A 13,504-nucleotide genomic window follows, 5' to 3' on the forward strand; every position below is an offset into this window, starting at 1 on the left:
CGGCATGCGCTGCCCGTTCTGCAGCCACGACGAGACCCAGGTCGTCGAGACGCGCGAGTCCGACGAGGGCGACGTGGTGCGCCGGCGCCGGCGCTGCCAGCATTGCGACAAGCGCTTCACCACCTACGAGCGTGCCGAGATTGCGCTGCCGTCCGTCGTCAAGAAGGACGGCACGCGCGAGGAATTCGTGCTCGCCAAGCTGCGCGCCTCTATGGCGCTGGCACTGCGCAAGCGGCCGGTGAGCGTCGAGCAGATCGACGCCGCGGTCGAACGCATCCAGGAGAAGCTGCTTAACAGCGGCGCCAAGGAAGTGAACTCCACCCGGTTGGGGGAACTGGTGATGCGCGAGCTCAAGCGTATCGACAAGGTGGCCTACGTGCGCTTTGCCTCCGTCTACCGCAGCTTCGAGGACGTGGACGAGTTCCGCCAGCTGATTCGGGATATCTGAGGTCGCTGGACTGAGCCTCCCCCCACCGGGGGCCTCGCCCGGGGCGCCCCGCTGCGGGGCCCCACCCGATCGCCCCTGAGCGGGACGCGCGATGGGCGCACCTTTCCTAGAGTCTGTGCAACGCCACTCGCGAAGCACAGCATGTCCCACCTCGGAACTCAACGCGGCCTGACGCTCGTCGAAGCGGCCGTCGTGATCGGCATCGTCGCGGCGGCCGCGACCGCGGCAGCGCCCGGCCTGCAGCGACTGATCGACCTGCGCCGGCTCGACGCTGCCGCCACGCAACTCGTCGCCGACCTGCAACTGGCGCGCAACGAAAGCATTGCCCGCAACCGCGTCGTGCGGCTGAGCTGGCATGCCGCCACCAACTGCTACGTCGTGCACACCGGCAACGCCGACCAGTGCCAGTGCGCTGCCGACGGCCAGGGCCGATGCAGCCCTGGCAGCACGCTGATCCGCAGCGTCGGCTGGACCGCCGCCGGCCGCGTGGGGCTGCAGTCGAACGCCCCGGTGATCGCCTTCGACCCGCTGCACGGCACCGCCACGCCGACCGCCACCTGGCGCGTGGTCGGCAGCGATGGCCGCGCCATTCATCACGTCGTCAACGTCATGGGCCGCGTGCGCAGCTGTTCGCCGCTCGCCGCCGTGCCCGGCTACCGCGCCTGCTGAAGGGAGAACCACCATGAACCGCCCGTCCACCGTCCGCCGCCGCGCTCGCGGCTTCACGCTGATCGAAGTCCTCACCGTGCTGGGCATCGCCAGCGTGTTGTCCAGCCTCGCCTGGCCGAGCTTCCAGAGCAGTCTGCAAAGGGCACGGCGCGCCGACGCGCTGGTCGCGATGACACAGTTGCAGCTCGCCCAGGAGCGCCGCTACGCCAACCGGCGCAGCTACGGGACCCTGACCGAGCTGCACCTGCCGCAGCGTTCGAGCGGCGGCCACTACCGGCTCGAGGTGCTCGTTGCCGATGACACGGGCTACACGTCCATCGCCCGTGCCACCGGCACGCAGGCCGGCGACGCCGAATGCCGTCACCTGGTGCTGACAATCGCCGGAGGCATCACCACCCGGGCCTCGGGGCCGGACGACCAGGTCGCCAACGACCCCGCAGCGAACCGCCGCTGCTGGGGCCTGTGAACGGAGTGCCCACATGCAGCGCCACCAACACGGGCTGTCCCTCGTGGAGCTGATGGTCGGACTCGCGCTCGGGGGGGCTGATCACCGCCGCCGGCATCTCGCTGCTCGCCAGCCAGTGGCGCGAGCACCGCAGCGTCACGGCGGCCATGCGGGTGATGCAGGACCTGCGCAGCGCCAGCGACGTCATCGCCCGCGACCTGCGCCGCGCCGGCCACTGGGGCGACCCGATCGCGGCGACGGCCAACCCCTATGCCTCGTTCGCACCCGGGGCCGCAGCCTCGGATGCAGCCCGCTTCGCCTACTCGCGCGACGCCAGCGAGAACCACGTGCTCGACAGCAACGAACAGTACGGCCTGCGACTGCGCAACGGCGTGATCGAGCTGCTGCTCGGCGCAGGCAACTGGCAGGCGCTCACCGATGCCGGCACGCTATGGATCACGGAGTTCAGCGTTCAGCCGCAGGTACAGAGCGTCTCGCTGCTCGAGCACTGCCCGCGCCCCTGCCCAGCCGGCGCGACCTGCGACGCGCGGGTCGAGGTGCGCAGCCTGATCGTACGCATCGCCGCTCGCGCCGCCGCCGACGCTACGGTAGTGCGTCGCCTCGCCAGCCGCATCCGCTTGCGCAATGACGCCGTGCTCGGCGCCTGCCCTGCCCGAGGTCTCCCATGATGCCCACCCCCCGACACCGCCAGCGCGGCGCCGCCACGCTGGCCATCGCTCTGATGCTGCTCGTCGCCATGCTGGTGGTGGTGCTCGCGGCCCATCGAAACCTGCTGATCGAGTTGCGCCAGTCGGCCAACCAGGCGGAAGCGACGGTCGCCTTCGAGGCCGCGGAAGCCGGCCTTGAATGGGCCAGCGCCATGCTGAACGCGAGCGAGCGGCTGGGCAGCGACTGCCGGCCTTCGCCGCTGGCCAGCGAGAGCTTCCGCGAACGCCACCTGGACACCGCGCTGCCGGAATTCACTCCCCGCGCGCTGCGTCCCGCCTGCGTGCACGATGCAGACGGCTGGCATTGCGGCTGCCCGGGCGACGCCCCTGCCGAACGGGTCGTTGCAGACGACGCCACCAGGGCGCCGGCCTTCGCGCTGCGCCTCTCGGCCGGCCCGCGGCCCGGCGTGCTGCGGCTGGCCGCCACCGGCTGCAGCCGCTGGGCCGGCGATTGCCGCCCCGACGGCAGCGGCGACAGCGCCACGGCGCGAAGCGAGGCGCTGATCGCGCTGCAGCCCGCCCTGCCTGCGCCGCCGGCCACCGCCCTGACACTGCGGCCGGCAGGCGTCGAGGCAGAGGAGTTCTTCGCCGCCCACTTCGGTGTCTCGAAGGCGATGTGGACGCGCCAGGGCGCAGTCCACGTGCTCGACTGCCGCGGCGACTGCGGTGCCGCGCTGGCCGTGCTGGCCGCGCAAGGCATCACGCTGGTGGCGGCACCCGGCGACCTGGAGTTGCGCGGACCGCTCGCGCTCGGCACGCCGCAGCGACCGATGCTGATCGTTGCCCACGGTGCGATCCAGCTGCACGGCAACGTGAGCCTGCACGGTGTGCTCTACGGTGCCAGCCTCGGCTGGGCCGCTCCGGCGGCGACGGTGCGCGGCGCGCTGATCAGCGAAGGGACGGCGGCCGGCGATGACTCGCTGGACGCCGCGCGCGACGCCGTGGTGCTCGAGGCTCTGCGCACGCGTCAGGGCAGCTTCGTGCGCCTGCCGGGCGGCTGGCGCGACTTCTGACGACGAGGAGTTCACCATGGTCCATCGCGCCCTCCGCGCTCCACGAGGCATCGCCCTGATCGAAGCGCTGGTCGCCTTCGTCGTGTTATCGCTGGGCATGCTGGCCGTGCTGCGCCTGCAACCCGAGCTGCGCCAGCATGCCGAACTGGCCCGGCAGCGCAGCGAGGCGACACGCCTTGCACAGCAGGACATCGAGGGACTGCGTGGCTTCGTGCGAGGGGCCGGTGCGGCGCCCTCCTTCGACGCGATCACGGATGCAGCCTTCACGGTCGAGCCTGACGGCCTGGGCAGCCCGCGCTACGGCGTGCGGCGTCGCGTCGACGCGACGGCCTGGCCACGCTCGCGCGTCGTGACGGTGACCGTGCAGTGGGCCGACCGCAAGGACGAGGTGCAGCAGATCGAGCTCGCCACGCTCATCGGCGCGTCCGAACCAGCGCTTGCGGCGCTGAGCCTGCTGCCTCGCTGATCGCGCAGAATTGCTGCCGATGATGCCGCCGCATTTCCCCACCCCGATGCACGAGGCGCTCGCGCTGGCGGAGCAGTCGATTGCACTGACCGAGCCCAATCCGCGCGTGGGCTGTGTGATCGTCGCGTCCGACGGCCGAGTCATCGGCCGCGGTCGCACGCAGCAGGCGGGCGGGCCGCACGCCGAGGTGATGGCGTTGCGCGATGCAGAGTCACGCCGCGAGATCGTGCACGGTGCGACCGCCTACGTGACGCTGGAGCCCTGCGCCCACCATGGCCGCACGCCGCCCTGCTGCGACGCGCTGATCGCCGCGCGCGTCGGCCGGGTCATCATGGCGCTGGAAGACCCGTTTCCGCAGGTCGCCGGCGCCGGCGCCGCGCGGCTGCGCGCCGCCGGCATCGCGGTCGAGCAGGGTCTGCTCGCGCACGAGGCGCGCGAACTCAACATCGGCTTCTTCTCGCGTGTCGTGCGCGGCCGACCCTGGGTGCGCTTGAAGGTGGCGGTGTCCCTCGACGGTCGCACCGCGCTGCCCAACGGCGTCAGCCAGTGGATCACCGGGCCCGAGGCACGCACCGATGGCCATGCCTTCCGCCGACGCGCCAGCGCAGTGCTCACCGGCGTGGGCACGGTACACGACGACGACCCACGGCTGGACGTGCGCCTCGTCGAAACACCACGGCAGCCGCTGCGCGTGGTGGTGGACTCGCGGCTGGAGACACCGGTCAGCGCACGGCTGCTGGCTCCGCCGGGCGCCGTGCTGATCTATGCCGCCCAGCCTCACGCCGAGCGCGGGGCGGCGTTGCAGTCCTGCGGCGCCGAAATCGCCTTCGCGCCCGGCGCGGGAGGCAAGGTGGACCTCGCAGCGATGCTCGCCGACTTGGCAAGGCGCGGCGTGAACGAACTGCACGTGGAGGCCGGCCACAAGCTCAACGGCTCGCTGGTGCGAGAAGGGCTGGTCGACGAATTCCTCGTCTACATGGCGCCACGCCTGCTCGGCACGGGCCGCGACCTGGCCGCCTTCGGGCCGCTGGATCGGCTGGAGGATGCGCTGGACCTGCGCTGGGTGAGCGTCGAGCGCATCGGCGGCGACCTGCGTCTGATCGCGCGACCGGCCGGCCGCGAGGACTTCTGACGCGCAGGCGACGCGGGGCGCCGGTGCGGCCTGCGACAATCGCTGCATGTTCACCGGCATCATCACCGGCGTCGGCCGCATCGTCGACGCCTCACCGCTCGGCGCCGACGCTTCGCACGGACAGCGCCTGACCATCGAAGCGCCCGCTGGATACCTCGACGACGTGGCGCTCGGTGACAGCATCGCGCTCAATGGCGCCTGCATGACGGTCACCAGCTTCGATGCCGGAAACCGCCGCTTCACCATCGACATTTCCGCCGAGAGCCTGGACAAGACGGCGGGCCTCGGCGAGCCGGGGCCGGTCAACCTGGAGAAGGCGCTGCGCGCCCACGACCGCCTCGGTGGCCATCTGGTCAGCGGGCATGTCGACGGCATCGGCACCGTCACGCACTTCGAGCCGGTGGGCGAGTCCTGGGAACTGCGCATCAGCGCACCACCAGCCCTGGCGCGCTTCCTCGCCTACAAGGGCTCGATCACCGTCAATGGCGTCAGCCTGACCGTCAATCGCGTGGTCGACCACCAGCTGTCCTGCGAATTCAGCATCAACCTGATCCCGCACACCATCGAGAACACCACGCTGGGCACGCTGCGGGCGGGCAGCCGCATCAATCTCGAGATCGACCTGATCGCCCGCTACGTCGAGCGCATGCTCGGCGGCTCGCTGCCGCGCCACTGAGGCCGAATCCCTCCCTGCCGGGGCGCGGCACCCCCGCCACCTACAATTCCGCCATGTCCATTTCCCCGATTCCGGAGCTGGTGGCCGAACTCGCTGCCGGCCGCATGGTCATCCTCGTCGACGAGGAGGACCGGGAGAACGAGGGCGACCTCGTGCTCGCTGCCGACCACGTCACGCCCGAGGCGATCAATTTCATGGCGAGGTTCGGCCGCGGACTGATCTGCCTGACGTTGACGCGCGAGCGCTGCGAGCGCCTCAAGCTGGAGCCGATGGCCGCGCGCAACGGCCAGAAGACCGGCACCGCCTTCACCGTCTCGATCGAGGCGGCCGAAGGAGTGACCACCGGCATCTCGGCAGCCGACCGCGCACGCACCGTGCAGGCCGCGGTGGCGCGCAACGCACAGGCTCGCGACCTGGTGCAGCCCGGCCACATCTTTCCGCTGCAGGCACAGGACGGTGGCGTGCTCATGCGCGCCGGCCACACCGAGGCGGGCTGCGACCTCGCCGGCATGGCCGGCCTGACGCCGGCCGCGGTGATCTGCGAGATCATGAAGGACGACGGCACGATGGCGCGCCTGCCCGACCTGATCGAGTTCGCACGCGAGCACTGCCTGAAGATCGGCACCATCGCCGACCTGATCGAGTACCGCAGCCGCAACGAGTCGCTCATCGAGCGCACCGGCTCGCGCAGGCTCGCTACCGCGCAGGGAGAGTTCGACTGCACCGCCTTCCGCGACCGCACCGGTGGCCTGCACCTGGCCCTCGTGCACGGCAGCTGGACGCCCAAGGACGAGGTGCTGGTGCGCGTCCACGAGCCGCTGTCGGTGATGGACCTGCTCGACGTCGGCGCGAGCAGCCATTCCTGGCCCCTGCCGAAGGCGCTGGCGGCGATCCAGGCGGCGCCGCGCGGCGCGGCGCTGCTGCTCAACTGTGGCGAGGACGTGGCCACGCTGCTGCCGCAGGTCACAGGCCCCCGTGCGCAGACCTCGCCAGCGCGCAGCCAGATGGACCTGCGCACCTACGGCGTGGGCGCGCAGATCCTGCGCGAGTTGGGCATCGTCAGGATGCGCCTGCTCGGCAGCCCGCGGCGCATGCCCAGCATGACCGGCTACGGGCTGGAAGTCACCGGCTTCGTGGCCGCCCAATGAACCCGACCCCATCGAAAGCCACTCATGCAGGACGCTGATCAAGGCGAGCGTGTCGAACTCGACGGGCAGGACCTGCGCATCGGCATCGTGCAGGCCCGCTTCAACGCCGCCATCACCGGCAAGCTGGCCGAAAGCTGCCTCGCCGAGCTCAAACGCCTCGGCGTGAACGAGCGCCACATCCGCCACGTCACCGTGCCTGGCGCGCTGGAGGTGCCGTTGGCGCTGAACGCGCTGGCCGAGAGCGACGACTTCGACGCGCTGGTCGCGCTGGGCTGCATCATCCGCGGCGAGACCTACCACTTCGAACTGGTCGCCAACGAGAGCGGTGCGGGCGTCACGCGCGTCTCGCTGGACCACCAGCTGCCGATCGCCAACGCCATCCTCACCGTCGAGAACGAGGCACAGGCCTGGGCGCGCGCCGAGGACAAGGGCCGCGACGCCGCGCAGGTGGCGATCGAGATGGCCAACCTGATGGAAGACCTGTCGTGAGCGAGACGTCACCGAAGAAGAAGCCGCGCGCGGCCGGCCAGCGTCCGCCGTCGGCGCGTCGGCGCTCGCGCGAAGCCGCCCTACAGGGCCTGTACGAGTGGCTGATCGGCGGCGGCGAACCCGGCGTGATCGATGCCCACATGCGCGAGCAGGCAGGCTTTGGCGACTGCGATGCGGCGCACTTCGATGCCCTGCTGCACGGCTGCATCGCCGAGGCCGCCGACATCGACGCGCTGCTGGCCAGGCATGTCGACCGCAAGACCACCGAGCTGTCGCCGGTGGAGCATGGCGTGCTGATGATCGGCACCTACGAGCTGAAGCACTGCATCGACGTGCCCTACAAGGTGGCGATCAACGAGGCGGTGGAGCTGGCGAAGAACTTCGGCGGCACCGACGGCCACAAGTACGTCAACGGCGTGCTCGACAAGGCGGCCGCGGAGTTGCGGCCGGTCGAGGTGCAGGCCGCGCGCGCCGCGCGGCGCTGAGGTCCATGCGCACCGCGTCTCGGCTCGATCACATCGAGCCTTTCTACGTGATGGAGTGCGCCAAGGCGGCCGCCGAACTGGCGCGCTCGCCGGCCTGTGCCGCCAAGCCGATGATCTTCCTGAACATCGGCGAGCCCGACTTCACCGCGCCGCCGCTGGTGCGCGAAGCCGCCGAGCGCGCGCTGCGCGACGGCAGCACGCAGTACACCGACGCCACCGGACTCGCCGCCCTGCGCGAGCGCATCAGCGACTGGTACGCGCAGCGCTACGGCCTGGCCATCGCGCCCTCGCGCATCGTCGTCACCGCCGGCGCCTCCGCGGCGCTGCAGCTCGCCTGCCTCGCGCTGGTGGAGCGTGGCGACGAGGTGCTGATGCCCGACCCCAGCTACCCCTGCAACCGCCATTTCGTCGCCGCGGCCGACGGCGTGCCGGTGCTGCTGCCCAGCGGCCCCGAACAGCGCTTCCAGCTCGACGCCGAGGGCGTCGAGGCGGCCTGGGGCGATCGCACCCGCGGCGTGCTGCTGGCGTCGCCGTCCAACCCCACCGGCACCTCGATCGATCCCGGCGAGATGGGCCGCATCGTGCGTGCGGTGCGCGCCCGCGGCGGCTTCACCATCGTCGACGAGATCTACCTCGGCCTGAGCTACGACGACCGCTTCGGACACAGCGCACTCGCCCACGGCGACGACGTGATCTCGATCAACAGCTTCTCCAAGTACTTCTCGATGACCGGCTGGCGGCTCGGCTGGATGGTGCTGCCCGAGTCGCTCGTCGGCGCCGTCGAGAAGCTGGCCCAGAACCTCTTCATCTGCGCCTCGACGCTCGCGCAGCATGCCGCGCTGGCCTGCTTCGAACCCGAGTCGATCGCCGAGTACGAACGCCGGCGCGGCGAGTTCAAGGCGCGTCGCGATGTCGTGGTGCCGGCACTCGACGCGCTGGGACTGCGCGTGCCCGTGCTGCCCGATGGCGCCTTCTACGCCTGGGCCGACTGCTCGGCGCACGCGACCAGCAGCTGGGACTTCGTGTTCGACATGATGAAGCGCGCCCACGTCGCGCTGACGCCGGGCCGCGACTTCGGCCACCATGGCAGCGAGCGCTGGGTGCGGCTGTCGTACGCGAACTCGATGCCGCAGTTGCGCGAGGCGATGGCGCGTCTGGCCGAGGTGCTTGTGGCGAAGGCGTGACGCCCGCACGCAGCAAGGCAAACTTTGGTGAGAAGCTGTTACAGATGGGCTGCCGGCGGGCCTTTTTCACGGGCCCGCGTAGAGGCGGTGCACTAAGCTGCCGCAGTGACCTCACCGAGCCCCTCCCAGCGGCACGGGCCGCCGGACACCGAGCCGGCTGAACCCGCTGCGCCAACCCTGCCGCCCACCGTGTCCGACATCGCGCTCTGGGGCGACACCGACATCGGCGCGCCGCCCGGGCCGGCGCCGGCCTTTCCGACCAATGCACAGAGCAAGCCCGACGAGCAGATGCCCACCATCGGGCATATCGGCCGCTATGCGCTGAAGTACAAGATCGGCGCCGGCGGGCTCGGCACCGTCTATGCCGCGCACGACCCGCTGCTGTCGCGGCTGATCGCCATCAAGACGCTGAACCTCGAGATCGCGCCCGAGGAACGCGAGGCCTTCAATGCGCTGTTCTTGAACGAGGCGCGCGCCGCCGGCGGCCTGTCGCACCCGCACATCGTCACGGTGTTCGACGCCGGCGTGAGCGACGACAGCGCCTACATCGCGATGGAACTGCTCAAGGGCCGTGACCTTCGCCAACTGCGGCAGGAAGGCTGGCGGCCCACGCCGGTGCAGGCTGCGACCATCGTGCGCCGCGTCGCCGACGCGCTGGCCTACGCGCACAGCAAAGGCGTGGTCCACCGCGACATCAAGCCGGCGAACATCTTCATGGTCGGGCGCACCCAACCGCGCGTGCTCGACTTCGGCATCGCTCGCGTCGCCCACCAGCACGACGGCGCGGGCGACATCGCCGCCGGCTCGCCGTACTACATGGCGCCCGAGCAGGCGCGGCAGCAGTCGGTGGACCGCCGCGCCGACGTGTTTTCGCTCGGGGTCGTGCTGTACGAACTGCTCACCGACAGGAAGCCCTTCTCGGGCAGCACGCTCAGCGAGATCACCACCGCGGTGATCGAGCACAGGCCGCCGCGCGCTGACGAGGTCGACCCGAGCGTGCCCGCGGCGCTGGCCGAGATCACCGCGCGGGCGATGGAGAAGGACCCGGACCACCGCTACCGCTCGGCACGCGCGCTGTCGCGAGAGCTGCGCCATTGGCTGGAGGAAAACAGCAGCGCCGCGGCCGTCGAGAGCCAGTCCGTCGATGGTGGCGGCGCCGCGCCGCAGCGGCGAAAGAGCCTCGTCACGATCGTGGCTGGACTCGCGGTAGGCATGATCGCCGTGCTCGGCGGACTCGTCGCCGCCCATCTGAGTCGGCCCGTCGCCCCGCAGATGGCGGCGGCGGCCCTGGCCGCGACGCGCTCGCCGATACCGGCGAGCCCGGTCACGGCCGAACCGCCGCCCTTGGCCACGGCAGAAGTGGTCGCCGACGCACCCTCGGCAGCGACCCCGCCGGCCGACCCGGCTCGTTTTGCCACCGCCAAGGCCGCGCCGGCCAAGCCGTCGGCGAAGGACGCACGAGCGCCGCGCGAGCCGCGCAAGGCCGGGGCGACCGGCGGCGGCACCGGCAGCGTGCGCATCGCCGTCAGCCCCTGGGGCAACGTCGAGGTCAACGGCGCGCCGGTGGGCACCACGCCGCCGCTGAACGAGCTGACGCTGCCCGAGGGCCGGCATCAGATCGTCATCCGCAACGCCGACTTCCCGCCCTACAGCGCGATGATCAGCGTGGCCCCCGGACAGCCGGTCAACCTCAAGCACAAGTTCGGATCATGAGCCTTCGCCCGCACTTCCCCGCCCTCGCCGCCGTGCTGGTCGCCCTCACCGGATGCGTGCAACCGCCGACACGTCCGGCCGCGCCGGTCGGGTTGCTCGACGTGGCGGAGCGCCCCGCCGAGAAGGCTCTGCTCGCCGGCATGCGCGCCTACGACGACGCGCAGTACCCGCAGGCCGAGAAGAGCCTGCAGGCCGCGCTGCAGGCCGGCCTGGCGTCGCCGCGCGACCGCGCCGCGGCGCACAAGCTGCTTGCATTCATCTTCTGCACGAGCAATCGCGCGAGCGAATGCGAGGCGCAGTTCCGCGCCGCGCTCGCCGCCGACCCGGCCTTCGCGCTGTCCAAGTCCGAATCGGGCCATCCGCTGTGGGGCCCGGTGTACCAGCGCGTGCAGCGATAATCGGGGCTTGACTCCGACCGACAGCCCCACGCCGTTTCGCCACACGCTGCGCGTGTACTGGGAGGACACCGACGCCGGCGGGGTGGTGTTCTACGCCAACTACCTGAAGTTCTTCGAGCGCGCCCGCACCGAGTGGCTGCGGGCCCTCGGTTTCAGTCAGGAGCGCTTGCGAAACGACACAGGTGCAATGTTCGTCGTGGCGGATACTTCGGTGCGCTACCTCAGCCCGGCGCGGCTGGATGACCTGGTCGAGGTCACCGTCCTGCCGATCGAACTGGGTCGAGTGTCCATGAGCCTGCAGCAGCAGGCCTGGCGCCATGGCGGCGCCGGCGCCACGTTGCTGGCCGAAGGCCGCATCCGCATCGGCTGCGTCGATGCAGGAACTTTCGTCCCCCGCCGCATTCCGAACGCCATCCTCGAAGCACTCCAATGAATCAGGACCTGTCGATCTTCACCCTCGTCACCCAGGCCAGCTTCGTCGTGCAGTTGGTCATGGCCGGCCTGCTGATCGCCTCGCTGGCCAGCTGGACGGTGATCTTCGGCAAGCTGTTCGGCCTCAAGCGCGTTCGCGGGGGCAACGACGAGTTCGAGCGCGAGTTCTGGGCCGGACGCAACCTCAACGAGCTGTACGTCGACGCCACCAAGCGCAGCGGCGACGGCCGCGGCGCACCCATGGAGCGCATCTTCGCCTCGGGCATGCGCGAATTCCTCAAGCTGCGCGAGAAGCGCGTCACCGACCCCGGCGCACTGCTGGACGGCGCGCGCCGCGCGATGCGCGCGAGCTTCCAGCGCGAGATCGACGCGGTGGAGTCCAACCTCTCCTTTCTCGCCTCGGTGGGCTCGGTCAGCCCCTACGTCGGGCTGTTCGGCACGGTGTGGGGGATCATGCACGCGTTCGTCGGCCTGTCCAACATGCAGCAGGTGACGCTGGCCACCGTGGCGCCCGGCATCGCCGAGGCGCTGGTGGCCACGGCGATCGGCCTGTTCGCCGCCATTCCCGCAGTGATCGCCTACAACCGATTCGCGCGCGACATCGACCGCATCGCCATCCAGCAGGAGACCTTCATCGAAGAGTTCTCCAACATCCTGCAGCGCAACGTTGGCGCCTCGCCGCCACCGGCCCCGGCCCATGCGCATGCGCACAGCGGCTTCCAGCACTCCCGCTGAGCCATGCCCGCCGTCGCCGCCCGCGGCTCGCGCCGCCGCACCATCAACGAGATCAACATGGTGCCCTTCATCGACGTGATGCTGGTGCTGCTGATCATCTTCATGGTGACGGCACCGCTGATCACCACCGGGGTGATCGACCTGCCCACGGTGGGCAAGGCCAAGCAGCGGCCCGACCACGTCATCGAGGTGGTGGTGGTCGGCGACGAAGCGCTGAAGATGCGGCTCGACGGCAAGGACACCGACCCGGTGACGCTGAAGACGCTGGCCGCGCGCGTGCGCCAGGCACAGGCTGGCGACGCCAATACGCCGGTGGTCATCTCCGCCGACAAGGCGGTGAAGTACGAGTCGGTGGTCAAGGTGATGGACACGTTGCAGCGCGCCGGCGTTCAGCGCGTCGGCTTGTCGGTGAAGAGCGGCGGGGGCTGAGCGCACGATGAATGCGGCGACGCTCGCGCGCGACGCGCTGATCCCGCGCAATCCGGATGGCATGGGCCGCGGGCTGCTGCTCGCGATGGCCGTGCACGCGCTGCTGGTCGTCGCGATCTCCTTCGGCGTCAGCTGGCGCTCGAGCAACCCGGCCGGCATCGAGGCCGAGCTGTGGGCCGCCGTGCCACAGATCGCCGCGCCGAAACCCGTGGAACCCGAGCCGTCACCGCCCGCCCCGAAGAAGGTCGAACCGCCCGCGCCGCCGCCCCCACCGCCGCCGAGGGCCGAGCCGAAACCGGAGGTGCCCGACGCGCAGATCGCTATCGAGAAGGCGCGGCGCGAAGAAGAGAAACGCAAGGAAGAAGCGCGCGAGCAGGAGCTGAAGCGCCAGAAGGAGGAAGCCCAGCGCAAGCAGGCGGAACTCGAGCGCCAGAAGGAAGAAGCGCAGCGCAGACAGGCTGAACTCGAGCGCCAGAAGCAGGAACAGGAGCGCCAGAAGAAGGAGCTTGCCGAGAAGCGCAAGCGCGAGGCCGCCGAGGCCGCGCTCGCCGAGAAGCGCCGCGAGGAGCAATTGCAGCGCATGGCCGCGCTGGCCGGCAACGGTGCGCCCAACTCCACCGGCACCGCCGCGCGCACCGCCGGCCCGTCGGCCGGCTATGCCGGCCGCATCAAGGCGCGCATCCTGCCGAACATCGTCTTCAGCGACACGGTGACCGGCAACCCGCAGGCCACCGTCGAGGTGAAGGCGGCCCCCGACGGCACCATCATCGGACGCCGCCTGCTCAAGAGCAGCGGCGTGCCGGCCTGGGATGAGGCGGTGCTGCGCGCGATCGACAAGACCGAGGTGCTGCCGCGCGACACCGACGGCCGCGTGCCCTCCGCCTTCGAGATCAGCTTCCGGCCGCACGACTGAG

At 70.8% G+C, this 13,504-nt stretch carries 18 protein-coding genes; all 18 read left to right on the top strand.

The window, feature by feature from the left end; translation table 11 throughout:
- Nucleotides 1-4 precede the first annotated feature (4 nt).
- Nucleotides 5-448, top strand: a complete 444-nt coding sequence (gene nrdR, locus Q0599_RS15100; RefSeq protein ID WP_298830885.1) for a transcriptional regulator NrdR — start codon at nucleotides 5-7, stop codon at nucleotides 446-448.
- A 141-nt stretch (nucleotides 449-589) separates the two neighbouring features.
- Entirely contained in the window at nucleotides 590-1,117 is a 528-nt protein-coding gene (locus tag Q0599_RS15105) for a GspH/FimT family pseudopilin (protein WP_298830887.1), read from the top strand.
- 13 nt (nucleotides 1,118-1,130) lie between these two features.
- A complete protein-coding gene (locus tag Q0599_RS15110) occupies nucleotides 1,131-1,583 on the top strand; it encodes a type IV pilin protein (protein ID WP_298830889.1) in 453 nt (150 codons plus the stop codon).
- A 146-nt stretch (nucleotides 1,584-1,729) separates the two neighbouring features.
- Nucleotides 1,730-2,251 carry a hypothetical protein gene (locus Q0599_RS15115; protein WP_298830891.1) on the top strand — a complete coding sequence of 174 codons (522 nt, stop codon included), beginning with the start codon at nucleotides 1,730-1,732 and terminating at the stop codon, nucleotides 2,249-2,251.
- Entirely contained in the window at nucleotides 2,248-3,303 is a 1,056-nt protein-coding gene (locus Q0599_RS15120; protein ID WP_298830893.1) for a PilX N-terminal domain-containing pilus assembly protein, read from the top strand. The genes Q0599_RS15115 and Q0599_RS15120 overlap by 4 nt, the downstream gene beginning before the upstream one ends.
- Before the next feature lie 16 nt (nucleotides 3,304-3,319).
- Nucleotides 3,320-3,769 (top strand): hypothetical protein, encoded by a 450-nt coding sequence (locus Q0599_RS15125; protein WP_298830895.1) that lies wholly within the window; start codon nucleotides 3,320-3,322, stop codon nucleotides 3,767-3,769.
- A 19-nt stretch (nucleotides 3,770-3,788) separates the two neighbouring features.
- The gene (gene ribD / locus Q0599_RS15130) at nucleotides 3,789-4,901 is read left to right on the top strand and encodes a bifunctional diaminohydroxyphosphoribosylaminopyrimidine deaminase/5-amino-6-(5-phosphoribosylamino)uracil reductase RibD (RefSeq protein ID WP_298830898.1); all 1,113 of its coding nucleotides are present in this window, start codon (nucleotides 3,789-3,791) and stop codon (nucleotides 4,899-4,901) included.
- Nucleotides 4,902-4,947: 46 nt separating this feature from the next.
- Nucleotides 4,948-5,577: a riboflavin synthase gene (locus Q0599_RS15135; protein WP_298830901.1), complete on the top strand. Its 630-nt coding sequence runs from the start codon at nucleotides 4,948-4,950 to the stop codon at nucleotides 5,575-5,577.
- A gap of 53 nt (nucleotides 5,578-5,630) precedes the next feature.
- Nucleotides 5,631-6,725, top strand: a complete 1,095-nt coding sequence (ribBA, locus tag Q0599_RS15140) for a bifunctional 3,4-dihydroxy-2-butanone-4-phosphate synthase/GTP cyclohydrolase II (RefSeq protein ID WP_298830904.1) — start codon at nucleotides 5,631-5,633, stop codon at nucleotides 6,723-6,725.
- A 24-nt stretch (nucleotides 6,726-6,749) separates the two neighbouring features.
- Nucleotides 6,750-7,214: a 6,7-dimethyl-8-ribityllumazine synthase gene (gene ribH / locus Q0599_RS15145; RefSeq protein ID WP_298830907.1), complete on the top strand. Its 465-nt coding sequence runs from the start codon at nucleotides 6,750-6,752 to the stop codon at nucleotides 7,212-7,214.
- The gene (gene nusB, locus Q0599_RS15150) at nucleotides 7,211-7,699 is read left to right on the top strand and encodes a transcription antitermination factor NusB (protein ID WP_298830910.1); all 489 of its coding nucleotides are present in this window, start codon (nucleotides 7,211-7,213) and stop codon (nucleotides 7,697-7,699) included. The genes ribH and nusB overlap by 4 nt, the downstream gene beginning before the upstream one ends.
- Before the next feature lie 5 nt (nucleotides 7,700-7,704).
- Complete coding sequence (locus Q0599_RS15155; protein ID WP_298830913.1) at nucleotides 7,705-8,883, top strand: pyridoxal phosphate-dependent aminotransferase; 1,179 nt, start codon at nucleotides 7,705-7,707, stop codon at nucleotides 8,881-8,883.
- A 189-nt stretch (nucleotides 8,884-9,072) separates the two neighbouring features.
- Nucleotides 9,073-10,596 carry a serine/threonine-protein kinase gene (locus tag Q0599_RS15160; protein ID WP_298830916.1) on the top strand — a complete coding sequence of 508 codons (1,524 nt, stop codon included), beginning with the start codon at nucleotides 9,073-9,075 and terminating at the stop codon, nucleotides 10,594-10,596.
- A complete protein-coding gene (locus Q0599_RS15165) occupies nucleotides 10,593-10,994 on the top strand; it encodes a TssQ family T6SS-associated lipoprotein (RefSeq protein ID WP_298830919.1) in 402 nt (133 codons plus the stop codon). The genes Q0599_RS15160 and Q0599_RS15165 overlap by 4 nt, the downstream gene beginning before the upstream one ends.
- Before the next feature lie 7 nt (nucleotides 10,995-11,001).
- Nucleotides 11,002-11,427: a tol-pal system-associated acyl-CoA thioesterase gene (gene ybgC, locus Q0599_RS15170; protein ID WP_298830922.1), complete on the top strand. Its 426-nt coding sequence runs from the start codon at nucleotides 11,002-11,004 to the stop codon at nucleotides 11,425-11,427.
- Nucleotides 11,424-12,161, top strand: coding sequence for a protein TolQ (tolQ, locus tag Q0599_RS15175; protein ID WP_298830925.1), 738 nt, complete (start codon nucleotides 11,424-11,426; stop codon nucleotides 12,159-12,161). Before ybgC ends, tolQ begins: the two co-directional genes overlap by 4 nt.
- Nucleotides 12,162-12,164: 3 nt before the next feature.
- Nucleotides 12,165-12,590: a protein TolR gene (tolR, locus tag Q0599_RS15180; RefSeq protein WP_298830928.1), complete on the top strand. Its 426-nt coding sequence runs from the start codon at nucleotides 12,165-12,167 to the stop codon at nucleotides 12,588-12,590.
- 7 nt (nucleotides 12,591-12,597) lie between these two features.
- On the top strand, nucleotides 12,598-13,503 hold the full coding sequence (tolA, locus tag Q0599_RS15185; RefSeq protein ID WP_298830931.1) for a cell envelope integrity protein TolA: 906 nt from the start codon (nucleotides 12,598-12,600) through the stop codon (nucleotides 13,501-13,503).
- Nucleotide 13,504: the final 1 nt, after the last annotated feature.

Source organism: uncultured Piscinibacter sp., assembly GCF_937952055.1.
Taxonomy (GTDB): domain Bacteria; phylum Pseudomonadota; class Gammaproteobacteria; order Burkholderiales; family Burkholderiaceae_C; genus Piscinibacter.

Bases quoted from the DNA above. Each gene is read 5' to 3' on its own strand.
- tolA (WP_298830931.1), top strand. From the start codon at position 12,598: ATGAATGCGGCGACGCTCGCGCGCGACGCGCTGATCCCGCGCAATCCG.
- Q0599_RS15165 (WP_298830919.1), top strand. From the start codon at position 10,593: ATGAGCCTTCGCCCGCACTTCCCCGCCCTCGCCGCCGTGCTGGTCGCC.
- ribBA (WP_298830904.1), top strand. From the start codon at position 5,631: ATGTCCATTTCCCCGATTCCGGAGCTGGTGGCCGAACTCGCTGCCGGC.
- Q0599_RS15135 (WP_298830901.1), top strand. From the start codon at position 4,948: ATGTTCACCGGCATCATCACCGGCGTCGGCCGCATCGTCGACGCCTCA.
- ribH (WP_298830907.1), top strand. From the start codon at position 6,750: ATGCAGGACGCTGATCAAGGCGAGCGTGTCGAACTCGACGGGCAGGAC.
- nrdR (WP_298830885.1), top strand. From the start codon at position 5: ATGCGCTGCCCGTTCTGCAGCCACGACGAGACCCAGGTCGTCGAGACG.
- Q0599_RS15120 (WP_298830893.1), top strand. From the start codon at position 2,248: ATGATGCCCACCCCCCGACACCGCCAGCGCGGCGCCGCCACGCTGGCC.
- Q0599_RS15110 (WP_298830889.1), top strand. From the start codon at position 1,131: ATGAACCGCCCGTCCACCGTCCGCCGCCGCGCTCGCGGCTTCACGCTG.
- Q0599_RS15115 (WP_298830891.1), top strand. From the start codon at position 1,730: ATGCGGGTGATGCAGGACCTGCGCAGCGCCAGCGACGTCATCGCCCGC.
- ribD (WP_298830898.1), top strand. From the start codon at position 3,789: ATGATGCCGCCGCATTTCCCCACCCCGATGCACGAGGCGCTCGCGCTG.
- Q0599_RS15155 (WP_298830913.1), top strand. From the start codon at position 7,705: ATGCGCACCGCGTCTCGGCTCGATCACATCGAGCCTTTCTACGTGATG.
- Q0599_RS15105 (WP_298830887.1), top strand. From the start codon at position 590: ATGTCCCACCTCGGAACTCAACGCGGCCTGACGCTCGTCGAAGCGGCC.
- tolR (WP_298830928.1), top strand. From the start codon at position 12,165: ATGCCCGCCGTCGCCGCCCGCGGCTCGCGCCGCCGCACCATCAACGAG.
- tolQ (WP_298830925.1), top strand. From the start codon at position 11,424: ATGAATCAGGACCTGTCGATCTTCACCCTCGTCACCCAGGCCAGCTTC.
- Q0599_RS15125 (WP_298830895.1), top strand. From the start codon at position 3,320: ATGGTCCATCGCGCCCTCCGCGCTCCACGAGGCATCGCCCTGATCGAA.